This is a genomic window from Cyanobacterium sp. IPPAS B-1200 (assembly GCF_001747005.2).
Classification (GTDB): Bacteria; Cyanobacteriota; Cyanobacteriia; order Cyanobacteriales; family Cyanobacteriaceae; genus Cyanobacterium.
In genome coordinates this window covers 2027067-2050738 of the sequence record NZ_CP182899.1, presented here as the reverse complement: position 1 = coordinate 2050738, position 23672 = coordinate 2027067, and the positions used below count along the sequence as shown (strand labels likewise).

The 23672-nt window shown below is 38.3% G+C and carries 24 protein-coding genes and 2 tRNA genes; 11 read left to right on the top strand and 15 right to left on the bottom strand.

Annotated features, from left to right (window positions below):
• Positions 1-71 precede the first annotated feature (71 nt).
• The 4 genes from A5482_RS09410 to A5482_RS09395 form a co-directional block, all read right to left on the bottom strand.
• A complete protein-coding gene (locus A5482_RS09410) occupies positions 72-1523 on the bottom strand; it encodes a DEAD/DEAH box helicase (RefSeq protein ID WP_069789285.1) in 1452 nt (483 codons plus the stop codon).
• 238 nt (positions 1524-1761) lie between these two features.
• The gene (rimO, locus tag A5482_RS09405) at positions 1762-3084 is read right to left on the bottom strand and encodes a 30S ribosomal protein S12 methylthiotransferase RimO (protein WP_069789286.1); all 1323 of its coding nucleotides are present in this window, start codon (positions 3082-3084) and stop codon (positions 1762-1764) included.
• A 287-nt stretch (positions 3085-3371) separates the two neighbouring features.
• Complete coding sequence (locus A5482_RS09400; RefSeq protein ID WP_446684748.1) at positions 3372-4679, bottom strand: NF041680 family putative transposase; 1308 nt, start codon at positions 4677-4679, stop codon at positions 3372-3374.
• 200 nt (positions 4680-4879) lie between these two features.
• On the bottom strand, positions 4880-6475 hold the full coding sequence (locus A5482_RS09395) for a peptide chain release factor 3 (protein ID WP_069791498.1): 1596 nt from the start codon (positions 6473-6475) through the stop codon (positions 4880-4882).
• Between the two features lie 510 nt (positions 6476-6985).
• Here A5482_RS09395 and A5482_RS09390 point away from each other — a divergent pair.
• The 3 genes from A5482_RS09390 to A5482_RS09380 all read left to right on the top strand — a co-directional run bounded on the left by A5482_RS09390 (position 6986) and on the right by A5482_RS09380 (position 8391).
• Complete coding sequence (locus A5482_RS09390; RefSeq protein ID WP_069791499.1) at positions 6986-7555, top strand: DUF2854 domain-containing protein; 570 nt, start codon at positions 6986-6988, stop codon at positions 7553-7555.
• Between the two features lie 15 nt (positions 7556-7570).
• Positions 7571-8215 carry a response regulator transcription factor gene (locus A5482_RS09385; RefSeq protein ID WP_069791500.1) on the top strand — a complete coding sequence of 215 codons (645 nt, stop codon included), beginning with the start codon at positions 7571-7573 and terminating at the stop codon, positions 8213-8215.
• 103 nt (positions 8216-8318) lie between these two features.
• Positions 8319-8391 (top strand) — tRNA-Thr (locus tag A5482_RS09380).
• Positions 8392-8410: 19 nt separating this feature from the next.
• On the opposite strand, the gene A5482_RS09375 is transcribed toward A5482_RS09380, so the two are convergent.
• From A5482_RS09375 to A5482_RS09365, 3 genes are all read right to left on the bottom strand, one after another.
• The gene (locus A5482_RS09375) at positions 8411-9799 is read right to left on the bottom strand and encodes a TldD/PmbA family protein (RefSeq protein WP_069791501.1); all 1389 of its coding nucleotides are present in this window, start codon (positions 9797-9799) and stop codon (positions 8411-8413) included.
• Between the two features lie 64 nt (positions 9800-9863).
• On the bottom strand, positions 9864-10349 hold the full coding sequence (locus A5482_RS09370) for a thermonuclease family protein (RefSeq protein WP_083260473.1): 486 nt from the start codon (positions 10347-10349) through the stop codon (positions 9864-9866).
• Positions 10350-10370: 21 nt separating this feature from the next.
• Positions 10371-10736 carry a 2Fe-2S iron-sulfur cluster-binding protein gene (locus A5482_RS09365; protein ID WP_069791503.1) on the bottom strand — a complete coding sequence of 122 codons (366 nt, stop codon included), beginning with the start codon at positions 10734-10736 and terminating at the stop codon, positions 10371-10373.
• A 94-nt stretch (positions 10737-10830) separates the two neighbouring features.
• Here A5482_RS09365 and A5482_RS09360 point away from each other — a divergent pair, with 94 nt between their 5' ends.
• Together A5482_RS09360 and A5482_RS09355 are read left to right on the top strand one after the other, a co-directional pair.
• Positions 10831-11748, top strand: coding sequence for a cation diffusion facilitator family transporter (locus A5482_RS09360; RefSeq protein WP_069791504.1), 918 nt, complete (start codon positions 10831-10833; stop codon positions 11746-11748).
• A 122-nt stretch (positions 11749-11870) separates the two neighbouring features.
• Complete coding sequence (locus A5482_RS09355; protein ID WP_069791505.1) at positions 11871-16019, top strand: PAS domain S-box protein; 4149 nt, start codon at positions 11871-11873, stop codon at positions 16017-16019.
• Here A5482_RS09355 and dcm read toward each other — a convergent pair.
• The 3 genes from dcm to A5482_RS09340 form a co-directional block, all read right to left on the bottom strand.
• Positions 16016-16915: a DNA (cytosine-5-)-methyltransferase gene (gene dcm, locus A5482_RS09350; RefSeq protein ID WP_255365558.1), complete on the bottom strand. Its 900-nt coding sequence runs from the start codon at positions 16913-16915 to the stop codon at positions 16016-16018. The two genes, A5482_RS09355 and dcm, sit on opposite strands and share 4 nt — an antisense overlap.
• 110 nt (positions 16916-17025) lie before the next feature.
• The gene (locus A5482_RS09345; RefSeq protein ID WP_083260475.1) at positions 17026-17175 is read right to left on the bottom strand and encodes a DNA cytosine methyltransferase; all 150 of its coding nucleotides are present in this window, start codon (positions 17173-17175) and stop codon (positions 17026-17028) included.
• Between the two features lie 154 nt (positions 17176-17329).
• Positions 17330-17755 (bottom strand): YraN family protein, encoded by a 426-nt coding sequence (locus A5482_RS09340; protein WP_069791506.1) that lies wholly within the window; start codon positions 17753-17755, stop codon positions 17330-17332.
• A gap of 88 nt (positions 17756-17843) precedes the next feature.
• On the opposite strand from A5482_RS09340, the gene petN reads away from it, so the two are divergent.
• From petN to A5482_RS09320, 4 genes are all read left to right on the top strand, one after another.
• Complete coding sequence (petN, locus tag A5482_RS09335) at positions 17844-17933, top strand: cytochrome b6-f complex subunit PetN (protein ID WP_015222656.1); 90 nt, start codon at positions 17844-17846, stop codon at positions 17931-17933.
• Positions 17934-17936: 3 nt separating this feature from the next.
• Positions 17937-18074 (top strand): hypothetical protein, encoded by a 138-nt coding sequence (locus A5482_RS09330; protein ID WP_201150088.1) that lies wholly within the window; start codon positions 17937-17939, stop codon positions 18072-18074.
• A gap of 136 nt (positions 18075-18210) precedes the next feature.
• On the top strand, positions 18211-19614 hold the full coding sequence (locus A5482_RS09325) for an efflux RND transporter periplasmic adaptor subunit (RefSeq protein ID WP_069791507.1): 1404 nt from the start codon (positions 18211-18213) through the stop codon (positions 19612-19614).
• A 43-nt stretch (positions 19615-19657) separates the two neighbouring features.
• Positions 19658-20206, top strand: coding sequence for a hypothetical protein (locus A5482_RS09320; RefSeq protein WP_069791508.1), 549 nt, complete (start codon positions 19658-19660; stop codon positions 20204-20206).
• Positions 20207-20230: 24 nt separating this feature from the next.
• Here the strand turns inward: A5482_RS09320 and A5482_RS09315 are convergent.
• Positions 20231-20304, bottom strand: a tRNA-Arg gene (locus tag A5482_RS09315).
• A gap of 42 nt (positions 20305-20346) precedes the next feature.
• Between A5482_RS09315 and moaC the strand changes: the two genes are divergently transcribed.
• A complete protein-coding gene (gene moaC, locus A5482_RS09310; RefSeq protein WP_069791509.1) occupies positions 20347-20820 on the top strand; it encodes a cyclic pyranopterin monophosphate synthase MoaC in 474 nt (157 codons plus the stop codon).
• On the opposite strand, the gene A5482_RS09305 is transcribed toward moaC, so the two are convergent.
• The gene (locus tag A5482_RS09305) at positions 20817-20969 is read right to left on the bottom strand and encodes a hypothetical protein (RefSeq protein WP_161486842.1); all 153 of its coding nucleotides are present in this window, start codon (positions 20967-20969) and stop codon (positions 20817-20819) included. The genes moaC and A5482_RS09305 overlap by 4 nt on opposite strands.
• Positions 20970-21106: 137 nt before the next feature.
• A complete protein-coding gene (locus A5482_RS09300; RefSeq protein ID WP_069791510.1) occupies positions 21107-21295 on the bottom strand; it encodes a Mo-dependent nitrogenase C-terminal domain-containing protein in 189 nt (62 codons plus the stop codon).
• A gap of 52 nt (positions 21296-21347) precedes the next feature.
• Here A5482_RS09300 and A5482_RS09295 point away from each other — a divergent pair, with 52 nt between their 5' ends.
• A complete protein-coding gene (locus A5482_RS09295) occupies positions 21348-22655 on the top strand; it encodes an NF041680 family putative transposase (protein ID WP_446684748.1) in 1308 nt (435 codons plus the stop codon).
• Between the two features lie 80 nt (positions 22656-22735).
• On the opposite strand, the gene A5482_RS09290 is transcribed toward A5482_RS09295, so the two are convergent.
• Both A5482_RS09290 and A5482_RS09285 read right to left on the bottom strand, forming a co-directional pair.
• Positions 22736-22915 carry a Mo-dependent nitrogenase C-terminal domain-containing protein gene (locus tag A5482_RS09290; protein ID WP_069792023.1) on the bottom strand — a complete coding sequence of 60 codons (180 nt, stop codon included), beginning with the start codon at positions 22913-22915 and terminating at the stop codon, positions 22736-22738.
• Between the two features lie 190 nt (positions 22916-23105).
• On the bottom strand, positions 23106-23657 hold the full coding sequence (locus tag A5482_RS09285; protein ID WP_069792027.1) for a photosystem I assembly protein Ycf4: 552 nt from the start codon (positions 23655-23657) through the stop codon (positions 23106-23108).
• Between the last annotated feature and the right edge of the window lie 15 nt (positions 23658-23672).

Sequence of the window (23672 nt, the reverse complement as noted above, 5' to 3'; positions counted from 1 at the left end):
TTTCAGCTTTGTGTAAAACAAAAAACCCCCCTTAAAAAAAGGGGGGAAAGAACAATTTTAAGTATTTAAAATTATCTTACTTGGGGGCGATCGTATTTACGACTGGGTTTTCCACCGCCATAACTGGATTTGCCACGGTTATATTTTCCACCGCCACGGCCGTATTTTTTACCGCCAACGTTGGGTTTAGGAGTAGCTGGGGGGGGAACTTCCCAATCTTGTTGTAACCATGCGGGACAGTTTTGGTCATAGAGAATCTGTAAGACTGCTGCGGCGATCGCACTGGGGTCATATTCTCCATTTAGTTCCTTAACCATGGGAAGGAAGGAAGCTAAACGCTCTCCACTGAGGGATTCTTTGATTTGCTCTTTGAGCTTAACCATCCTTTTTGCTTCTACCGTAGAGCGGTTAGGCACAACTTCCACTGTGATAGTCTGTTTTAAACGACGCTCAATTTGACGTAATAAACGGCGATCGCTAGGTTCCACCAATGCAATAGCTTTACCTTCCTTACCAGCCCTTCCCGTACGTCCGATACGGTGAATATAAGTCTCAGTGTTATCGGGTAAATCAAAGTTGAAAACGTGGGTTAAATCCGACACATCCAAACCACGGGCAGCAATATCCGTTGCTACCACCACCTTAATTTTGCCATCGCGCCAACGCTGGATCAAACGTTCCCTTTGTTGTTGGCTCAAATCACCATGGTATTCATCCACACTTTGCCCCGCTTCTTGTAACTTAGAAGTTAACTCGGAAGCAGTACGTTTGGTGCGTACAAAGATGATCGCCGATTGGGGATCTTCAATTTCTAAGATAGGTTGGATGGTCTTGATTTTTGACCAACCACGAGGCACCATATAAACTACTTGTTCGATGCGAGAAGGAGTATCCTGAGGTTTTTCCCCAGTGACATTTACCGCATCTGTCATAAACTCTTTTACTAACAGTTGAATCTCTTTGGGCATAGTAGCCGAGAAACAAGTGGTTTGACGAGAATCAGGGGTACGGGAGAGAATGGTTTTAACATCATCAATAAAGCCCATACTCAACATCTCATCGGCTTCGTCTAATACGACATAGCGTAAATTATCGAGCTTAAGGTGTTTACGATTGAGTAAATCAATAATACGTCCGGGAGTACCCACCACAATGTGAGATCCCTTTTCTAAAAAGCGAATTTGACGCTCCATAGATTGACCACCATAGACAGTGGTAACAAAGATTTTCTCTCTGCCAATTAAATCCTTAAAGGCTTCGGCTACCTGCTGAGCCAATTCTCTGGTAGGGGCAAGAATGAGAGCCTGTACACTTTTATCGCTTTTATCAATTCTGTCCAAAATAGGGAGAGAATAAGCAGCGGTTTTACCCGTACCAGTTTGCGATTGTCCCACAACATCACGACCTGCAATTAATTCAGGGATTGCGAGAGTTTGAATTTTAGTAGGAGTATCAAAACCAATATTTTCTAATTGGTTAACGAGAGTTTCTGAAAGTCCTAAACTTGCGAAAGAAGTTGTCATCTGTATTTTATTTTAATTGTGAACTGTAAAGATGTCTCCACAGATGAATTGGGGGAAAACCTGAAATGAAGCAAAACTGGTTAAGGGTACGGGATCAAAGGATTTACGGAATCTATAATTTCATAATGTTATGTAATTATTCCCTACTTTTTTGTTCTTACTTCATAGTAAACTCTTCCTTGATATACAAGCCGTAAACGGTTGGTCAACCCAGTGAATAAAACTGGACTATAAATATTTACTGACTTATTTCAATTTCACCATAGAGATCATAGACATCGGCATCAGTAATTCTGACTGATGTTATTGAACCTAGGTTGGCTTCACCACGGACATAGACTATGCCATCTACTTCGGGGGCAAAACGAGGAGAACGACCGATTAATTCTCCAGTGGCAGGGTTTTCCTGCTCGATTAAAACGGGAACTACTTTACCGATTTGGGCTTCATTTTTTGCTGCCGCAATGGGTTGTTGTACTTCCATCAATTCATTTCTTCGAGCGATTTTTACCTCTTCGGGAACTTGTTCACCTAAGTTGTAGGCTTTGGTTCCTTCTTCGGGGGAAAATGTAAACACTCCCACATGATCAAATTGATGCCTTTTTACAAATTGTAACAAATGTTTGAAGTTTTGTTGCGTTTCTCCCGGAAATCCGACAATAAATGTCGTGCGCATTACTGCGTCAGGAAGGGCGATCTTGATTTGTTCTATGATGCGATCGTTTACCTGGCCCTGCCAAGGGCGGTTCATTGCTTTTAAAATATCTGGATCAGAATGTTGTAGGGGTAAATCCAAATAAGGTAATACATTGGGAGTTTCTCGGATAGCCTCAATAACTTTGTCCGTCAAACCTGTGGGATAAGCATAATGGATTCTAATCCAAGGAATATCCACTTTCCCCAAAGCTCTTAACAATTCTGCTAATCTGGGTTCACCATATATGTCAACGCCATAATTAGTAGTAATTTGAGAGATCAAAATCAATTCTTGAACCCCTTGATCTGCCAATTGCTTGGCTTCATTAACAATAGATTCAATGGTTCTGGATCTTTGTTTGCCCCTCAGGTGGGGGATAATGCAAAAAGCACAACTATAATCACACCCCTCGGCTACCCGTAAATAGGCAACTCCTTCGGTAGTGGTGCGATAACGAGGTATATTTTCATCGGCAATATAAGTAGGTTGAGCAGAAACAGCTTTTACTCTTTCTCCTTTTTCAACCCTTTCAACGACATCAACAATATTTTGATAATCTCCTGTACCTACCAATGCCACCGCTTCGGGTAGTTCGGCTAGTAACTCTTCTTGGAAGTGTTGAGCCATGCAACCAGAGATAATAATTTTTTTATTATTTTCGGCTAATTCTACTAAGGTTCTGACAGACTCTTGTCTGGCAGATTCAATAAAACTACAAGTGTTGACGATCACATAATCGGCTAATTCCTCGGTATTATCAATTTGATAGCCTGATTGTGCTAGTAAACCGAGCATATGCTCAGAATCGATACGATTTTTTTCACATCCTAAATGAGAGACGGCGATGGTTGGCTTATTGCCCATATTTGATTGCGCTTTTTTTCCCTACGACTTTTGTTTTTAATATTTTTAGTATAGCTCTTCTATCATATCAGACTTTGGGATTTATCGCAGAAAAGATAAAAAGTAATTAATTATACCAAATCCTAAACTAAGAGTAGACTAATAACTATCATCAACCTCAATCATTTCGAGTAAATACATATACTATCTAACTGTAGTTTAGACTAAGAAAAAATTGTAAGAGAATAAGTAAGCTAACAAAGATTAGCTCAAAAACGCTATAAATGAATTTAATAATGGCTTAAAAGTTATTTTTTTGGTCTTTTTTTAGTCTTAGATAAACGCTTTTTAACCGTAGGATAAACTTTAGCTTTGTTTCTTTTTCGACCTTTAGGCCAGCCATGGGATTTTCCCCGACTTTTAGGAGAAAGGGTAGGACTTCCAATGTCCATCAATAATGAAGTCATAGACAGAGCCACTCTTCCGGGGGTTAAATTCTGTTGAGGTTTTTGCCATGGCAGATGATATTCTTTGACTAAATCCTTGGATAACCATAACTGCCAAGTAATATTGACAATTAAATTGCTCCACCTTTGACAACTCTCAGGGGTGCGAAAATGGGGTAACGTCCAATGTAATCTTTGCTTGGCGAAACGATACCAGTGGTCCACACCAAATCGTCGGCTGTATTGAATCCAAATATTGGAAGAAGATAAAAATTGCTCTCCCACCCAGATTAACCACAGTGGGCGATGTAAAGCACCAGTTTTTTTCTGCTTCAATCGTTCAATTTTAAACAGGGTTAGCTTTTGTGAAGGGGCATTGTAGAAATGAAGTTCTTTCCATTTACTCATCCGTATTGTTCCTAGGGATGAGTCTTCCATTTCTAATATTTCATGGGCATGGGGAAAATGGTCACATTGATTTAATTTCAACTTTGCCCCATGTTTTTTCGGTCTGCCTCTACCGCTATAGGCTGGAGGATTACCATAAAGACATAGATTAGAACGTACTCTAATCAACTTACTGATTTCAATATCTGCGGTTTGCTTAATAAATTTGCCATTGCCATACTCACAATCCAACACCACCAATTTCGGTTTATTTTCTGGCAATTTTCTACACACTTGCCTTAGTTGCCATGTTGCTTTACCCAGAGGATTTTCAAAGGATGTGATTCTTTCATGTCTTAAAGGTAATGCCCAACTTCCTTTCTCATTCAATGGTGGTAACCAAGCGATGGTGCTATATCCTTGTCCTATGACCGATGAATTGATGGATGACGAAGAATATTGATAACCTCTATCTTTCATGGTGGGACTATCTTCAAACTTCCACTGAGTATGATCTATACCTAGTAATGTATATTCTAAGGTGTCTATTTCTTGAATATATCGTTTCATCAATTTGTTGCTGTTCGGACGACAATCTTTTATGGCTTCATAGGTACTACACCATTGCCGATGGAAAAAAGGTGATAAAGAAAAATCTGCCAAACTACGAGCATTTTCCGTGGTCATAACACTATCCATCAATTGAAAAGTGGCATCTTTACCTTTGACTAACATTTCATAGGTGTCATGACGGAAATTTTCCAGTCTGCTATATTTGTTCATAGAGAGAAGATTTTATTTTTGCTTATTTATATTTTCTCTCTATTTTTCTTTTATGTCTTGTCCTTCCTTGCTCCACTTTCCATTTAGTCTAAACTACAGATCTAAATAGGATTTGGTATTATTTACAGCTAGATGTTTGTGGCAAACATTCAGACCCCCAGTAAATTGCTGGGGGATTTTTATTCATCATAAAAGGGTTATCAGGCGATCGCACTTAACCGTAAATCAGGATGATCACCTTGAACCTGATTAATATTCCATTCATTCTTAAATAATAGTACAGGACGATCCAAAGAATCCTTAACCACCATGGTATTAAATAAACGACCCACCTTTTCAAGAGCTTCCCAACCATCAATTACCCACCGTGCCGCTCCGTAGCTCATGGGTTCAAGCCTTGAGTCCACATTGTACTCATTCAACAAACGATGTTGCACCACTTCAAATTGTAACTGCCCCACTGCCGCCAAAATAGGATCACGGATAAACTCATCCTTGGAGTACATAATTTGTACAGCCCCTTCCTCCTGCAACTCTTGTACCCCTTTTTGAAATTGCTTGAACTTAGAAGGATTAGGATTTTTGAGAAAAGCGAATAACTCAGGAGAAAAACTAGGTATCTTATCATACTCAATTTTTTTACCTAGGTAGATGGTATCCCCAATGGCGAACATCCCCGGATTATTCAAACCAATCACATCCCCAGGATAGGCCTCATCAATAGACTCTCTCCCCTGGGCGAATAACTTCTGAGGGCGAGAAAGACGAATACTTTTGCCCGTGCGCGCATGGTTTACGGACATATCCTTCTCAAATTTCCCTGTACATACCCTCACAAAAGCCACCCTGTCACGGTGTCTGGCATCCATATTGGCCTGTAATTTAAAGACAAAACCACTAAAATCAGGGTAAGTAGGCTCTAATTCTCCTAGAGTAGAGTTTCTGGGGGTGGGGGGCAGCGCATATTCCAAAAAGGCATCGAGGAATAAACGCACCCCGAAGTTAGTCATGGCACTACCAAAAAACACAGGGGTCATTTTTCCTGCGTGAATAGCTTCTAAGTCAAAATCCGAACCCGCCTCACTGACTAACTCCAATTCCTCAAGGGTTTGCTCATATAAATCAGCTTCCAGATAATCCTTGATACTTTTATCCCCGTCAGGAATAATCATTTCGGGGGCTTCATCTTTACCATGGACGACTCTATCAAACAGATGATAAGCCTTTTGGCGACGACTATATACCCCTTTAAAGTAGTTACCCATACCCACGGGATAGTTAACCGCAAAAGTCTTTAGACCCAACTCTTGTTCGATCTCATCCAATAATTCTAGGGGTTCACGACCAGGGCGATCCATTTTATTAACAAATGTAAAGATAGGGAGCGATCGCAACTTACACACCTCAAATAATTTGCGGGTTTGAGGCTCTAAACCCTTAGCCGCATCAATTAACATCACCGCATTATCTGCTGCCGCTAGGGTGCGATAGGTATCCTCACTAAAATCTTGGTGTCCGGGGGTATCCAAAAGATTGATTTGATAATCACGGTAAGCAAACTGTAATACCGTAGAGGTAATAGAAATTCCCCTCTGCTTCTCCATTTCCATCCAGTCAGAAGTAACCTTTCTTTGTTCTCTTTTTGCCTTCACTGCCCCTGCTTCGTGGATAGCACCCCCATAAAGCAAAAGTTTTTCAGTCAACGTCGTTTTACCAGCGTCAGGGTGAGAAATAATCGCAAAATTGCGACGCTTACCCACCGCCTTTAATAATTCTTGTTCAATCGTTAAAGCCATATATTTATTAATTCATATTTACAACAAAAAATCAATCTTTCTTCCCAGTATCCATAGAGTCAGGAAGTTCGATGAAGCAAACTTTATCATTCAAATATCTAACTATTTCTTAATTATATTTCTCGGTCTAAAATCAAAATATTATTATTCCAAGTATTCGTAACTATATTACTCGACCCCAAGTCAGATAGCATATCCCATAACAACTATGGGGGAGAAACAAAATTATTAAACAAAATTTTACCCATAAAACAAATTACCAACCGAAGCCTTTTGTTATCCCTAATTATACACAAAAGTGGACTCCCATCATTAACCTTAAACTTTAACACAGCTAAAATCAAAGGATACATAGACCCTAGAAAAATGAATAGATAAAGTTAGAATAGATGTGAACACTAAAATTTAACCATTATTAAACCAATACCCAAGATTTTATGGTTCTTATTTTGATATTATGAACATAATAAATATTCCATCAAATATTATTTTAATAGTAATTATAGATCTATGTTTCGTAAAATTCCTTTAGCATTAGTTGGTTTAATCATTGGCTCAATCTTAACGGCTGTGGGCTTTGTAGCCTATGCCAAAGGAAACTCTACCCTGAACTTAGCGGGATTTTTCTACGGAATTCCCCTTTTGTTGGGAGGACTTGCCCTCAAAGCCGCCGAATTGAAACCCGTACCGTTTTCCGAAGAAACCCCCAAAGAAGTCCTTAGTCTAAGGGAAGCCCAAGCCACCGATACTCAAAACCAGCTAAGAAAAGATGTCACTCGTTATCGCTACGGGCAAGAAGCCCATCTGGACGAAGCCTTGGAGCGCATAGGATTAAGCCCCACAGATGAGGAAAGACCTATTCTAACTACTCTCAAAGAAATAGAAATTGACGGTAAATATACCCTCGTGTTACAGTTTCAAACCCCTTTAATTACCAGAGAAATATGGGAAGAAAAGTTAGACAAAATTACTAAATTTTTTGGTCCAGGTATCACTGCTAAAATTCTCAGTTTTGATGATAATGTGATTGACTTAGCCCTTATTGCCTTATCTCAATCTAGTACCGTTGAAGTTGCCTAAAAACATCCCATAATAATGAAAGACACACAAAACTCTAGTCCTAATAAATTACTTCTCATTGATGATGATCCTAACCTAATTTTGTTGGTTAAAGATTATCTCGAATTTAATGGTTATCAAGTGTTGATAGCGAGTCAGGGCAGAGAAGCCCTCAGTATTTTGGAAAGGGAAACACCAGATTTAATTATTTGTGATGTGATGATGCCCGAAATGGATGGCTATACCTTTGTGGAAGAAATACGTCAAAATACCCAATGGAATCAATTACCTATCATCTTTTTATCAGCCAAAACCCAAACTCAAGATAGGATTAAAGGTTTAAATCAGGGGGCTGATGTATATTTAGTAAAACCTTTTGAGCCTGAAGAATTAGTTGCTCAAGTAAAATCTACTCTTAATTATAGTCAACGTCTGATAAGTAGTAATGCTGTAGGGGCTGATACCAAAAGGATTCAAGTACCTAAGTCGGTGGAGTTAACTCCCACAGAAACAAGAGTAGTGAGTTTGGTTTCTCAAGGTTTATCAAATCGGGAAATATCTATTGAGTTGGGGGTAAGTCAGCGCACCATAGAGAGTCATGTGTCGAATATGCTCAACAAAACGGGTTTACATAATCGTACAGAGTTATCCCGTTGGGCGATTCAATCTCAGTTAGTCTAAATCTTTTCTTGACAATCTCCCCACTCTATTGGTTATAATGTATTGTGCAAATGAAAAAAGTAGTTTTTATATCTACTAAACAGTATTTCACGATACTAAACTTGCCATCTTAGCTCAATTGGTAGAGCACATCACTTGTAATGATAAGGTTGTCGGTTCAAGTCCGATAGATGGCTTATGATCACTGAAGATAGATTACTCCAAACTTTCTCCCCCAATAACTATCTCCTCAATGCGTAAACTAGGGCCAGCGCATCCTACCGCCAAGCCAGATTGCCCTCCTTTACCACAACCCCCTGACTCATCCCAGTAAAAGTCATCACCGATCGCACTTATTTGTGCTAAGGTTTTAAAGACATTTCCTGAAAGGGTGACATTTTTTACAGGCTCGGCAATTTGTCCATCTCGAATCATCCACGCCTCCCCCGCGCTAAAAGTAAACATCTCTCCGTTTGTCATGCCTCCTAACCAATTAGAAGCATATACCCCCTCGGAAATATTGCTAAATAAATCCTTAACAGGAGTTTCACCCCTACCAATCCAAGTGTTAGTCATGCGGACGATGGGAGGATAATGGTAGTTGAGACAACGGGCATTGCCTGTGGGTTTTTCTCCCAATTTTCCAGCGGTTTCCCGAGAGTGTAAACGGCCCACCAAAACACCATCTTTGATTAACTGGGTGGTGGTTGCTTTGGTGCCTTCATCGTCATAATAATAACTGCCCCGATGTCCTTCGGGCATTGCCCCGTCAAAAATTTGCAAAAATTCCTCGCCAAATTTGCGCCCCATGGTCATCACTTCTAATAAATCGGGGTTTTCATAGGCCATGTCTGCTTCAGAAAGATGCCCAAAAGCCTCATGGACAAATAACCCTGTTAAGATAGGGTCAATTACTACGGGATATTTGCCACCCTTGACGGAGGGTAAACTGAGGGCATTTACGGCACGAATGGAGGCACTTTCTACCTGTTTATCAAGGTTGGTTAAATCTTCATAACCTTTCCTTGTACCTGTGGTTTCTCGCCCCGTTTGTATTTGATGGGCTTTTTTGGCGATCGCACTGAAGCGCATTTCACTATCAATCCAAGACTGTTGTATCATGCTTCCTTCGGAGGTAGCGAGGATGATTTCTTGTTGGGCATCGTAATAGGTGACGGATGCGGAATTGATGTGAGGATGATAATTTTTGAGAATGTGATAGTAATGGTCACATAATGCTTTTTTATCCCCCAATGGAATTAAACGGGGATTGGTGCCAATGAGGGGCAACTGACAATTTGCCTCCACCGTTTCCACAGGGGCAAGGAGTGTCTCATCATCTCCTATGATACGGGCAAAGGCGATCGCCTCTTCGACCCTTTCTTTAAGCTGTGATAAATCATTAAAGGTAGCAAAACCCCAACCCCCTTTATAACAAGCCCTTACCTGCCCCCCTACGGATACCCCTTCGCTGAGGGTTTCTACCGCCCCATTTCTCAGGGCAATATTGGTACCTTCAGAGTTTTCTAGGCGAATACTTAGGAAATCTACTCGTTTTTGATACTGATTGATTAAATCTGATAATAAGTTGCGATAATCTTTCATTTATGGGGAGTTGCTATATAGGGCTGTGATTTTTAGTTTAGGTGGAAAATGATAATAACAATCATCAATTATCTCTTGTCTCCCAAATTCCTTTATTCATAATTCGGGCATAGTTTTGGGCATTGATTAAAATATCATCATATTTCCCGTCTGTGTAGGTTAAATTGGCGATCGCACTTCCATCCTCAATAATTTTTTGGTTAATAAAATCAGAATTTAGCCATACATAGGCAGAAAGTCGATCAAATGAATCTTTTGAACTTAAATCTGTTTCAAGGGTGATAGTGATAGAATTAAGAGGATTTTGAAGATTATTTGTGAGTAGGTTGGTTAAGGTTTTTTCTGCCATTTCTTGCTGAGGTTCAGGCACATCGAAACCAGTTAAACGCACTCCATAGACTTGATTATTGATAGCTACCTCAAGGGTTTGCCCACTAACAACCCGCATCAGTTGCCCAGAAACGAACTTATCCGATGAAGCATTTTGTCCACAGGAGGATAATAGACAACAAAGAATAATTGAAAGCACAAACCCTTTAAAATTATCCATTTTTAACCATCAAGCCAAAAATTAATCATCCTCAATGGGAAAACCAAAACGAACTTTACCACGACCAAAATAACGTCCAAATTGCAATTCATACACCTCATCTTCGTCTTGGGTTTCTACCACTAAATCTGAGCGAGGATAGCTAACACATAATAAAGCGTAACCTTCTTTTTGTAAATCAGGAGATAATCCCATGGCTTCAGGTTGATATACATCTCCTTCAATTACTCTTACCGCGCAGGCGGTACAAGCGCCATTGCGACAGGAAAAAGGAGCATCGGCATCTTGATTTTCGGCGGTTCTTAAAATATATTGATCTTCAGGTACTATGACAGTTTCCGTGGTGTTGGTTTGGCGGTTATGAATTGTTACCTTATAGTTTCGCATCGTGAATTATATAATTAAGTAAGTATATAGGCTTTCCCATAACAATTATAACTAAACTGGTCATTGAACAATGGGTCATTGACAATGGATAACTATGGCACAAGACATCAGAAAAGAAGTTAAAAAGGTGTTGTTAATTACCCTCGTTTTAAATATGACGGTGGTGATAATTAAGGGGGTAATTGGTGTTTTAACTGGCTCTCTCAGTTTACAAGCAGATGCTCTTCATAGTGTCACCGATGGGGTAAATAATATTTTGGGTTTGGTGACAAATCAGCTTTCTTCTCCTATTCCAGATCGAGATCATCCCTATGGACACCAGAAGTTTGAAGCCCTTGGGGCGTTGGGAGTTGCGGTGTTTTTGGGGATTGCTTGTTTTGAAATTTTTAAAAGTGCGATCGCTCGTATTTTTGTGCCTAGTGACACTGTAACCATTGAGGTGGCAGAGTTGTGGCTATTGTTCTTAGTGTTGGGTATCAATATCTTTGTGGCCTTTTATGAGCGTAGAGTAGGCAAAAGATTAGGTAGTCAAATTCTCGTGGCTGATGCTAGTCATACCATGAGTGATGTGTGGGTGACAATCATCGTTTTAGCTGGACTTGTAGGCATTTGGGCTTCTAATCAGGGGTTTTTTATTCCTTTTCAAGCCCTTGACGTATGGTTGGCTTTTCCTGTGGCTTTTCTCGTTTTTAAAAGTGGTTGGGATGTGTTACAAAACAATATACCATGGCTGGTGGATCAAATGGCGATCGCCCCTGAAGCTATTTATCAAACCGTCATGGAAGTAGATGGGGTTATCAACTGCCACGACATCGCCTCTAGGGGTTTATTGGGCAGACAAGTATTTATTGAAATGCACCTTATCGTTAAACCCAAGGATGTAGAAACCGCCCATTTAGTTACTGAAGAAGTAGAGAAAAAACTACAACAAAAATTCCATCCTGTCCGCACTATTATTCACGTTGAGCCTTCATCCTATCAATCTAATCAAATTACTTTTGAAGAAAATTAAGAATCAAGAATTAATCACTGAATTATTTATTGATAATACCTCTACATCTCAAAACCTTAACGATGTCATAAAAGCAATGAAAATTAGACTACCATGAAGATAGGTAATAAAGCTCCAAACTAATGAATTATCCCACGGTAGAAAATGTCCCTCACATAGAAAATTGGGCAATCATTAATCATCAACCTGTCACAGTTTCCCCCGAAGCTACCTTTTTAGAAGTATTAAGAAAGTTTGATCAAGGATGCGATTGTTTAATCGTTGTTGATTGTCATATTCCTTTAGGGGTTATTACCATCGAAAGGGTAATAAAAATAATTACTACTGGGGTTAATATTTATTCTCTACGGGCAAAAAACTTTTGTCAGAGTTTTCCCTGTCAAAAGGAAACAGAATTAACAGACGTTTTTACCATTGCCCAAGGAATTTTTCAAGGAAAATATGATGTTTATGGTTGTTTAAATGAAAGGGATAATTTTAATGGTTATATTAATGCTAAAAGTTTAATTCGTTATCTTGTCAAGGATTCTTTATATCACAGAGTTACCTTAAACAGCATTTTCAAGCCTAATTTAATTGTAGTGGATCAGGGAGATAGTATTTTAAAAATAGCTGAAAAATATGTTGATAGCCTTGGGCAACATGGATTTGTTATTAATCATGATCAACAATTAAAAATAGTTTCTCCTCACGATATTATTAAGGCTTTTATTGATACAAGCTGGGAGAATCCGCACCTACAAAGTTTAAGTTTAGGAGAAATTCCTTCTTTTTCTTCCAAAGAAAAAATCCCTACTATTGTAAATGTTTTACAACATAAATGGGCTGTTTTGGCACACCATCAAAATGGTACTTTAGAGCAAGAATTATCGAAGTCTTTTTGTGAGTTGGGTATAGGAAATATTTCCCACCATAGTTTTGTTGAAAAATTGAGCTTAATCACCCCTTCCCATTTAATAAAGGTGCTGAATCCTCTTTGGCAACAAAATTATTTACGACAACAACAGCAAGAATTAGACTCTCTTAAAACTGCAGTAAGGTTAGAGCAAAAACAAGTTGAACAGGAAAAGTTATTATCTAGTCTTAGTTCTCGTATTCGCAAATCTTTGAAGTTAGATGATATTTTGGGGAGTACTGTCAATGAGGTACGTTCTTTTTTAGATTGCGATCGCGTGATAATCTATCAATTATACCCTGACGGAGACGGAGTGATTATAGCTGAATCGGCAGGACAAAACGTCATGTCCATTTTAGGTAGGGTAGTGCAAGATCATTGTTTTGCCAAAGACTTTATTAAACCCTATTTAAATGGTAGAATCCAAGCCACAGACAATGTTTTTACTGCTAATTTATCCCCTTGTCACCTCGATTTATTGTTAGGGATTCAGGTACAGGCAAATTTAGTTGTGCCTATTATTTTTCATGATCATCTTTGGGGTTTGTTGGCTGCCCAAAACTCCTTTACTCCCCGTCATTGGCAAAAAGATGAGTTGGATTTATTACAAAAATTAGCGGCTCAAGTGGCGATCGCCATTCAACAATCACAATCCGCCCAGAAAGCCTTTCAAGTGGCGAAATATCAAACAGCCATCGCCCACCTAGGTAATACAGCCCTTATCACCAACAACTTAGAAATATTACAAAAAACCACTGTCAAAATTATCGCCGAAACCCTCAACGTCAAATATTGTAACCTCCTCGAACTACAAGCCAATCAAGCCGCTTTTGTCCTTAAGGCAGGGGTAGGATGGCAGGATATGTGGCTAGGAGTCGCTAGAGTCGGTTCTTCTCCCCGTTGGATGCCGGGGTACACCATGACCGTCAAAGAGCCTGTCATCACCGAGGATTTGCTCGTAGAAACAAGATTTAGCCCTCCACCATTTTTGCACAACACCAACATTATCAGTGGGGCGATGGTGAATATTGGTAGTAATGATAACTACTTTGGTATTATCGGCGTATATAGCCAAAATCAACGGAAATTTAGCCCCGAAGAAATCAACTTTTTACAAACCGTCGCCAACGTTTTAGCCACCGCCACCCTGCGCACCAAATCCCAAAGACAGTTAGACTACTTTTTCAATTTATCCCTTGATATGTTTTGTATTGCGGGGGTTGACGGCTCATTTATACGGGTAAACTCCAGCTTTTCTACCACCCTCGGTTATGGGGAGGAGGAGATGATTAATAAAAATATGCTCTCCTTTATCCATCCCGATGATGTGGAAATCACCGCCGAAGAATTAGAAAGGCTGAGTCGAGGTTTTCCTAGTCAAAATTTTGAGAATCGTTGGCGCACCAAGGATGGATTATATCGTTGGTTGGCATGGAAGAGTTTACCCTACGAGGAGGGAACCTTTTACGCTGTAGCACGGGATATTACTTTGGCAAAACAAGCCGAGGAACAGTTACGCAGTTTAAATGAAGAGTTGGAAACTAGGGTAAAAGACCGTACGGAGGAATTAGAGCAAACCACTACCCAGTTACGCACCTTTGTGCAAACCGCAGGGACAGTGTTGGTGGTACTAAATCAAGATTATCGTATCATGGAATGGAATGAGGAGGCGGAAAAAATATTTGGTTGGACGAGGGAGTCGGTATTAGGAGAAGATTACTTTTTATTGTTTGTTGCCCCCAGTGATAGGGATATTTTGAGGGAAAAACTAGATATTACTTTGGTAGAAGGTAAGGTACAAAGAAATTTAGAAAGTAAGGTAATGGTGGCTGATGGCACTGAAAGGACTTTGTTATGGAATGTTAACCGCTTTACTGATGGTAAGGGAGAAGGTATTGGTATTATTGCCTGTGGGCAGGATATTGAGGAGGTAAGACTGGCACAACTCAGGCTGAAGTTGAGTGAGGAAAGATTCCGTAGTATTTTTAATCAAGCGGCGGTTGGTATTGTGCAGGTTAGCCTCCCTGGTAAGTTAGTTTTGGTGAATGATAAGTTTACTCAGTTGGTGGGCTACAATCGTCATGAGTTGTCGGAAATGGATTTCCATGCCCTCATTCACCCCGATGATGTTTCGGATACCCTGACGGATTTATCAGAGTTGTTGGCTAGTAATCGGGCTACTTTTGAGCGGGAAATTCGCATCAAACGCCCCCATGATGATTATCTTTGGATATATCTGACTATGTCGGTGGTGTGGGTATCCGTTGAGCCATCTTACTTTATCGCTGTAATTAATGATATAAGCGATCGCAAACAGGCGGAAGAATCTTTACAAAAAAGCGAATCCCGTTTAAATAGTGTTCTTAGTTCCTTACAGGATGTAGTATGGTCAATGTCTTTGCCAGATATGAATTTACGTTACATTAACCCTGCCTGTGAAATATTATATGGTCATTCCCCTGCGTCTATTTTGGCAAATCGGGGATTGTTGTTAGATATGGTGGCGCCAGAATATCGTCAAGATGTAGAGAATACATGGCAGGAGATTTTGGAAGGTTATAAACTGGGAATTTTGCAAAATGAAACCAATAAGAGTTGGGAATTAGAATATAAAATTATTTTGTCCACAGGTAAAGAAAGATGGGTTAGAGAGCGATCGCACATAGTCTATGATAGATATGGTAGGGCTGTAAGTATTGACGGAATTTCCACCGACGTTACCCAACGTCACGAAGCCGAAGAAAAACTATTCAAATCCCTCCAAGAAAAAGAAGTCTTACTTAAGGAAATCCATCATAGAGTCAAAAATAACCTGTATGTCATCTCAGGATTACTCAACCTGCAATCAAGCTATGTAGAAGATGAGCAAGTGCGTAACCTTTTCCACGATAGCCAAAACCGTATCCAAACCATGGCAGTCATCCACGAGCAATTATATCAGTCCGATGACCTTTCCGAAATAAATCTTGCCGACTACATCAACCGCCTTGTGTCTAACCTTTTCCTCTCCTATAACAATAGCCGAGAAGGTATCAAACCCGTAACCAATCTCGCCGAATGTTATCTCAACATTGAAACAGCTATCCCCGCAGGTTTACTCATCAATGAATTAGTTACCAATGCTTTTAAACACGCTTTCCCCCACGGTAAAGGGGAAGTAACCATTAATTTATTTCTCAAAAGTGAACAACATATTATCCTTGAAGTAAAAGATAACGGTAAAGGTTTTCCTGATGATTTAAACTGGGAAGAAAGTCCTTCATTGGGTTTAAGGTTAGTAAGGTTATTAACCCAACAATTGGACGCAGAAATTGAGGTTACTTCTTTTAAAAACGAAGGGACTTGTTTTTGCTTAGATTTTGCCCCTATTAGTTAATTTGGTGTTGCTGATTTTAGATAATATTTAGTGTTGTATTGATCTACCGTCAATTTAATTTGTGTGATAATGTCATTAATTAATGGCACAATGACAGAATTTCCAAACTGTTTATATGCCTGATTATCAGATACTGGAATTATAAAATCATCAGGAAAACCTTGTAATTTTGCACACTCACGGGGAGTTAAACGTCGAGGATTTTTATTACTTTGCTCAACTAAGATTTCTGAGCCATCTTTATAGTATCTAGCACTTAAAGTTCTAGTGTATTCAGATTTGTGATCAATAATTCCGTAGCCAAAACCATTTCCTTTCGCTTTGCTATTCTCTTTATGTTGTTGTAAATAACTCCATAATTTATCTGATAAAGTATATTTATTATCTACATTTTCTTCAAAAATATCCTGTAATTCATACAATCTTTTTTGTGGTGGATTCGGAAAACTAAAATCGAGATCAGGAAAATAGCTTTGGTTAAAACAGATAATAAAAATTCTTTCTCTATGTTGAGGAAGATAGTATTTACCATCAATTATTTGAGAAAAAATATTATAACCTCTTTGGGATAATTTACTTTTAATTACTTTCCATGTATTACCTTTATCGTGACTTTTTAAATTTTTAACATTCTCTAAAAAAATTACTTTTGGTTGATGATAGTCAATGATTCTTAAAATCTCAAAAAATAAATTACCTTGTTTTTCATCATCAAAACCATGCTTTCTGCCTAAAGATTGTTTTTTGCTCACCCCTGCAATGGAAAAGGGTTGACAAGGAAAACCTCCGCATAATAAATCGAAGCTAGGTATTGTTTCTGCGGGAATCTCATTTAAATCGGCACAATGGATGTCTCCAAAGTTTGCTGAATACCTTGAGTTTAGACTAAATCTAATTTTAAACGCTGAAACCCTTATATGACGTATATTTTATATTTTTTACATTAAACGGATAAGAATAGTCAAAATTCTTGCTATATAAGGATCATAGCTTCTTACAGTTCAAATTAGTCTAAAGTACAGGAATACGTTTGGCAACTATATTTATTATGATCATTGGAGTAAACGCATTGTATTCCGTTTTTTTCGAGGGCTAGTCTAAATCCCCCAATCCCTGCAAATAAATCTATGGCTGTTTTGATTTGTTGTTTATCCAACTTTAATCTTTGTTAATTAACTTGTACATCTCATATTTTTTTATAATATCATATAAAAAGTTTAATAAATACCTAAACAAGATTTTAAAAGGCACTATTATTATTTTCTGTTGTCTCTTTATACTTTTTCCCTTTGCAAGAGAATAAATAGATTTTATAAAACATTTTTTAGATGATTTTTGATAGTAAAAATATGGTTTTCATATATAATTTGATTGCTGTTTAATATTTTTATTGAGCCTTGATTAGAGTTATTTTTTCTTATAATATAAGTAGATAAAATCAAATCAAAACGACAATTATAATTTTGCCAAAGGGGGTTTTTAGAAAGAAATATTTGAGCAGTAGTATAAATTTTTTTCTGTTTATTTATATTGAGGGCTTCTAGTCCATTTTGATCCCAATTTTGTGGTTTACGGGTTTTAACTTCAATAAAAACTAGCTCAGAGTTATTGTTATCTAGGGCAATCAAATCAATTTCGCCCCATCGGCAATGCCATCGGTGGTGCAATATTTGATAGTTTTGCGGTTCTAGCCATGTACTGACTATCTTTTCTCCTAACTCCCCTAGGGTGATCATGATTGGCTTAATAACTGTTTTCGAGGGATAATAAATGATAAAATATACTATGCTGTTTATTTAAAATAATCTTTAATATTAAGAAAATATGGATATTCTTACTCTAGGTTGGGTTGGTGTACTTTCTTTATTTACATGGTCTATTGCAATGGTAGTATGGGGGCGCAAAGGTTTTTAAGTTGTGGAATCGATCTCTATTCTTAATGTTTTATTCTTAGTGGCGATCGCCCTTTTGGTCCTTGTCAGTGGTGGTATATTATACTTAACAACCCTAGAATGGCGGGATCGTCGTAGGCGCGATCGAGATCAAAAATCTTGAATACAATGATAAGAGGGGAACAAAGTGTCCCCTTTTTTGTCAAAAAAAACAGATGAGGGGATAAACTTTACAATCTTGAGTAAGGTTTTATAATAATGTGTAAAAATTGAACTACATACAAAAAAGCATCTAATTTATGACAGTCAGTAATGTTGAGAAAGAAAAAAATCCTCTCCCTTGGATTATCGGAGCGATGATTGGGGGGATACTATTACTAGGCGGTGCAACCTATGGTATTTTGAATCGTCCTAATGCCACCAGTCGATTAGATGAAAACACAGTATTAGTTACCCAACGGCCATTAACCCTCGAAATCAGAGCCAGTGGGGTAGTTCAACCTGTGCAGAGTGTCAATATTAGCCCCAAAAACCCCGGTATTTTAACCCGTTTATTAGTAGAACAAGGTAGTATAGTTCAAGAAGGGCAACCCATTGCCGTAATGCAAAATGAAGAACTTTTTGCCCAAGGGGCTAACGCCCAAGCAAGGTTAGCAGAAGCCCAAGCAGGGGCGCAGGAGACGGATATTAGAACTCGTGCCGACTTACAAGTATTAGAGACAAGACTAGCCCAAGCAGCCGCCACCTTAGAGGAGTCAAGAAGACGAATCCCCCTACGCTCTGAGCAAGCGAGATCGCAACTTAGGGAAGCAGAATCAAGACTTAGACTGGCTGAGATTCAAGCCCAGAGAAATCAAGCCCTCCTCGAGGAAGGAGTTATCTCCCAAGATGAATTTGACCGTGTAGCCAATGAATTTTTGGTCGCTCAAGCCCGTATCCAAGAAATAGTCCAACGGATTCAGGAAATAGAAAACACTGCCGAGCCTGAAATCAGAAGATTAGAAGCCAACGTTGCCGAAATCCAAGCCTCTATTCAGGAAAGACAGGTAAGGGGAGAAGCGGAGTTAGAACGTCTCAGAGCCAATATTCAAGCGGCGGAAGCTAACCTAAAAATAGCTGAAATTCAATTTCAGGATACTTTTATAACTGCTCCCTTTGATGGTATTGTTACTCAAAAATTTGCCTCAGAGGGTGCTTTTGTAACTCCTACCACTTCCGCTTCGGCTACTTCCTCCGCCACCTCAAGCTCTATTATTGCCCTTGCCAGAGGCTTAGAAATCATTGCCAAAATTCCCGAAATTGATTTGCGCCAAATAGAAATGGGGCAACCTGTGCAAATTGTAGCGGATGCTTATCCTGATGAGGTGTTTGAAGGTATTGTACAAAAAATTGCGCCCGAGGCGATCGTGGAACAAAATGTAACCTCCTTTGAAGTCACCATTGCTATCCCCCAACAACAAGAAAAACTTTTATCAAGAATGAATGTGGAAGTCACATTTTTAGGGGAGCAACTAGATAGTAGTTTAACAGTGCCTACCGTTGCGATCGTAACCGAAGAAGGCGAAACTGGGGTAATGGTACCCGATGAGAATAATGAGCCTGAATTTCGCCCCGTAACCATTGGTGTATCGGTTAATGATCAAACTCAAATTTTAAGCGGATTGAGTTCAGGAGAAAGGGTTTTTGTGGATTTATCCAACTAAATTTTATAATGACAAAAAATAATCCTTTTAAATAATAGAAATAATGAATATAAATTGGGATAAATTAGCACAAATTGAAGAGTTAAAATCTTATTTTGAAAAAGATGAAAAACACTTTAAGCAACAAGTAACAGACTATGTAGAGGAATGGGAAAAAATTAGTGCTGAAGATCTTGACAAATTAGCTTTTTTAAGGGCTTTAGAAATTACCAATGGATGTACCCAATGGGCCTATAGAAGACAAGATAAAGAGTGTCTTTCCCTCGAACAAACCAGAGAATGTATGCAACTTTCTATGTCATCTATTAAAAACAAAAAAATCCCCCTTGCTAACGGAGAGTTCATCACTTTTTCCCCACAAATTGAGGAGTTAATAGACACGGGGAGAGATTTATATATTGAAGCCTTTAAACGGAATTTAGTAAGAAAAACTCAAGAATTTTATGCCCTTTCTACGGCTCAGTTTTTAATTTATGGTAAACCAAGAATGGACGAAGCATTTACCAAAATCAAAGATAATTACCTTCAATATTTTGGAGAATTTTATATAAACAGAGGTATAAATTATGTTAGACCTTACCTTGTACAATAATTTACACTTTTTAATTCTTTTTAACGGGCGTGGAGGGACTCGAACCCCCGACCTGCTGATCCGTAGTCAGCCGCTCTAATCCACTAAGCTACACACCCTTAATTTAGGCACTTATCTATAATAACGAATAGTTTTTTAAAATGCAAGATTTTCCTCAAAAAAGTTTATCTCATTTAGATGAACATGGCTCTGCTCAAATGGTTGATATATCCCCCAAGAAAGTGACTGTGCGCGAGGCGATCGCCCTTGGGCAGGTAATTATGACCAAATCTACCTTTGAGCAAATACAAGCAGGAAACGCTCCCAAAGGGGATGTATTAGGCACTGCCAAAATTGCAGGTATCATGGCCGCCAAACAAACCTCCTCCCTTATTCCCCTATGTCATCCTCTGCCCCTGAGTAAAATTGAGGTGGAAATAACCCCTGATGAGCATTTATGCGGTTATCATATTCAAGCAAAAGTAAAAACCGAGGCAAAAACGGGGGTAGAAATGGAAGCCTTAACAGCTGTATCGGTTACGGCACTGACTCTATATGATATGGCAAAGGCACTGGAAAAAACTATCACAATTCAATCAATAAAATTGCTTAGTAAAACGGGAGGAAAGAGTTAGTTATTAATAACTCCTTTTCCCTGACAGTGAAGACATATCTTGTAATAATATTCATCAACTCCCACATAGGCGGATTCTTCTGCCTTTACTAAAATTTTTCCTTTACCTTGACACACTCGACATACTTTTATACTAGACATTTTGAACATCTTAATTACTCCTTTACAATGCAATTTCAAAGAAAAAAATGTTTTATTTGTTAATCCCAGAAGTTCCTCAAAATTATTGTTTTTGACAATTTTATGAGCAAAAATTAACTAGGATATTATTAATCTGTGTGCCAATTTTATTGACAATAAGGGGTTATATCTTCCCCTATTTCACTGAGAAAAGATAAAGCACGAAAACGCAACATCATCAAATCTTCATACAAAGGATTGAATTTACATAGGGGAGGAATGGTAAATAATTTTTTGTTAAATAAATAACTGTAGTTTAGACTAAATGGAAAGTGGAGCAAGGAAGGACAAGACATAAAAGAAAAATAGAGAGAAAATATAAATAAGCAAAAATAAAATCTTCTCTCTATGAACAAATATAGCAGACTGGAAAATTTCCGTCATGACACCTATGAAATGTTAGTCAAAGGTAAAGATGCCACTTTTCAATTGATGGATAGTGTTATGACCACGGAAAATGCTCGTAGTTTGGCAGATTTTTCTTTATCACCTTTTTTCCATCGGCAATGGTGTAGTACCTATGAAGCCATAAAAGATTGTCGTCCGAACAGCAACAAATTGATGAAACGATATATTCAAGAAATAGACACCTTAGAATATACATTACTAGGTATAGATCATACTCAGTGGAAGTTTGAAGATAGTCCCACCATGAAAGATAGAGGTTATCAATATTCTTCGTCATCCATCAATTCATCGGTCATAGGACAAGGATATAGCACCATCGCTTGGTTACCACCATTGAATGAGAAAGGAAGTTGGGCATTACCTTTAAGACATGAAAGAATCACATCCTTTGAAAATCCTCTGGGTAAAGCAACATGGCAACTAAGGCAAGTGTGTAGAAAATTGCCAGAAAATAAACCGAAATTGGTGGTGTTGGATTGTGAGTATGGCAATGGCAAATTTATTAAGCAAACCGCAGATATTGAAATCAGTAAGTTGATTAGAGTACGTTCTAATCTATGTCTTTATGGTAATCCTCCAGCCTATAGCGGTAGAGGCAGACCGAAAAAACATGGGGCAAAGTTGAAATTAAATCAATGTGACCATTTTCCCCATGCCCATGAAATATTAGAAATGGAAGACTCATCCCTAGGAACAATACGGATGAGTAAATGGAAAGAACTTCATTTCTACAATGCCCCTTCACAAAAGCTAACCCTGTTTAAAATTGAACGATTGAAGCAGAAAAAAACTGGTGCTTTACATCGCCCACTGTGGTTAATCTGGGTGGGAGAGCAATTTTTATCTTCTTCCAATATTTGGATTCAATACAGCCGACGATTTGGTGTGGACCACTGGTATCGTTTCGCCAAGCAAAGATTACATTGGACGTTACCCCATTTTCGCACCCCTGAGAGTTGTCAAAGGTGGAGCAATTTAATTGTCAATATTACTTGGCAGTTATGGTTATCCAAGGATTTAGTCAAAGAATATCATCTGCCATGGCAAAAACCTCAACAGAATTTAACCCCCGGAAGAGTGGCTCTGTCTATGACTTCATTATTGATGGACATTGGAAGTCCTACCCTTTCTCCTAAAAGTCGGGGAAAATCCCATGGCTGGCCTAAAGGTCGAAAAAGAAACAAAGCTAAAGTTTATCCTACGGTTAAAAAGCGTTTATCTAAGACTAAAAAAAGACCAAAAAAATAACTTTTAAGCCATTATTAAATTCATTTATAGCGTTTTTGAGCTAATCTTTGTTAGCTTACTTATTCTCTTACAATTTTTTCTTAGTCTAAACTACAGAAATAAATATCTTTAGCAAAAGGGCATTGATTAGGAATCAAACTAACAATTTTTTTTGCCATGTTTTTTTCCCTAATATCCCAATTACCCAATTTTTCTTTGATGATATTTAAGGGTGCAGAAGGAATTTGCGTGAACAACTGACTATAAGTAAAATTTATCATGACAGAATTTATTGATTGCTTTTGCTTAACTATTTTTTAGTGTAGCGATGGATAAGCTAAATAACAATATAAGTTCTATATATATTTTTTGTATCTTTCATAAGAAAAACTAAAGGGTGAGCAATGCCCACCCAAAACGCTAAAGTCTAATTATTGTCCATTCCCTAATGAGCAATGGTGCCTAAACAATTTATAAACCTTCTAAAGGTACAGTGAGAAAACGAGCTAACTGGGCACCTTGATTTTCTAGGGTAGAAAGGGCGATAGGCTCACCTACAGGAGTTAGGGGAATATCTCTTTTAGGTTTTACTCGTAAATAAAGAGTTCTTTTGGGGTTTAATCCTTCCTTTATTTCTGCCCTAATAGCTTGAATATCATCAATATCATAGACGATTTTTAGTTGACGATTTTTACCTAAAAAACCTTGTCTATAAATGGTTACTTTTCCTTCTTTTTTATCAAATTCATTGTAACCACTACCCACATTTAAAAAGATGTTTAACCATAAATAAGAAGCAAGTAATGTACCTGCCACACCATAAAAACTTAGGGCTATTCCTTGGGGTACAAATTGTAGTCCAGAAACATCGGTAACTTTTAAGAAATCGGTGTGGAAATAACTAGATAATCCTGCGAGTAAAAAGCCGACTCCGCCAATGGTAGATGCGATCGCCACTAAATAATTACCAATACGGCGAGAGCCTGAAATCTCTTGTTTAAAGATAAAGTCGTTAACTTGCATTCCTAAAAAAACTAA

What these genes read in the sequence shown, in the direction of transcription:
- A5482_RS09410 (WP_069789285.1), bottom strand. Translation starts at nt 1,523, where the DNA reads ATGACAACTTCTTTCGCAAGTTTAGGACTTTCAGAAACTCTCGTTAAC.
- A5482_RS09325 (WP_069791507.1), top strand. Translation starts at nt 18,211, where the DNA reads ATGACAGTCAGTAATGTTGAGAAAGAAAAAAATCCTCTCCCTTGGATT.
- A5482_RS09295 (WP_446684748.1), top strand. Translation starts at nt 21,348, where the DNA reads ATGAACAAATATAGCAGACTGGAAAATTTCCGTCATGACACCTATGAA.
- A5482_RS09375 (WP_069791501.1), bottom strand. Translation starts at nt 9,799, where the DNA reads ATGAAAGATTATCGCAACTTATTATCAGATTTAATCAATCAGTATCAA.
- A5482_RS09365 (WP_069791503.1), bottom strand. Translation starts at nt 10,736, where the DNA reads ATGCGAAACTATAAGGTAACAATTCATAACCGCCAAACCAACACCACG.
- A5482_RS09400 (WP_446684748.1), bottom strand. Translation starts at nt 4,679, where the DNA reads ATGAACAAATATAGCAGACTGGAAAATTTCCGTCATGACACCTATGAA.
- A5482_RS09290 (WP_069792023.1), bottom strand. Translation starts at nt 22,915, where the DNA reads ATGATAAATTTTACTTATAGTCAGTTGTTCACGCAAATTCCTTCTGCA.
- A5482_RS09285 (WP_069792027.1), bottom strand. Translation starts at nt 23,657, where the DNA reads ATGCAAGTTAACGACTTTATCTTTAAACAAGAGATTTCAGGCTCTCGC.
- A5482_RS09370 (WP_083260473.1), bottom strand. Translation starts at nt 10,349, where the DNA reads ATGGATAATTTTAAAGGGTTTGTGCTTTCAATTATTCTTTGTTGTCTA.
- petN (WP_015222656.1), top strand. Translation starts at nt 17,844, where the DNA reads ATGGATATTCTTACTCTAGGTTGGGTTGGTGTACTTTCTTTATTTACA.
- A5482_RS09390 (WP_069791499.1), top strand. Translation starts at nt 6,986, where the DNA reads ATGTTTCGTAAAATTCCTTTAGCATTAGTTGGTTTAATCATTGGCTCA.
- A5482_RS09385 (WP_069791500.1), top strand. Translation starts at nt 7,571, where the DNA reads ATGAAAGACACACAAAACTCTAGTCCTAATAAATTACTTCTCATTGAT.
- A5482_RS09395 (WP_069791498.1), bottom strand. Translation starts at nt 6,475, where the DNA reads ATGGCTTTAACGATTGAACAAGAATTATTAAAGGCGGTGGGTAAGCGT.
- rimO (WP_069789286.1), bottom strand. Translation starts at nt 3,084, where the DNA reads ATGGGCAATAAGCCAACCATCGCCGTCTCTCATTTAGGATGTGAAAAA.
- A5482_RS09305 (WP_161486842.1), bottom strand. Translation starts at nt 20,969, where the DNA reads ATGTTCAAAATGTCTAGTATAAAAGTATGTCGAGTGTGTCAAGGTAAA.
- A5482_RS09355 (WP_069791505.1), top strand. Translation starts at nt 11,871, where the DNA reads ATGAATTATCCCACGGTAGAAAATGTCCCTCACATAGAAAATTGGGCA.
- moaC (WP_069791509.1), top strand. Translation starts at nt 20,347, where the DNA reads ATGCAAGATTTTCCTCAAAAAAGTTTATCTCATTTAGATGAACATGGC.
- A5482_RS09360 (WP_069791504.1), top strand. Translation starts at nt 10,831, where the DNA reads ATGGCACAAGACATCAGAAAAGAAGTTAAAAAGGTGTTGTTAATTACC.
- A5482_RS09340 (WP_069791506.1), bottom strand. Translation starts at nt 17,755, where the DNA reads ATGATCACCCTAGGGGAGTTAGGAGAAAAGATAGTCAGTACATGGCTA.
- A5482_RS09320 (WP_069791508.1), top strand. Translation starts at nt 19,658, where the DNA reads ATGAATATAAATTGGGATAAATTAGCACAAATTGAAGAGTTAAAATCT.
- A5482_RS09300 (WP_069791510.1), bottom strand. Translation starts at nt 21,295, where the DNA reads ATGTCTTGTCCTTCCTTGCTCCACTTTCCATTTAGTCTAAACTACAGT.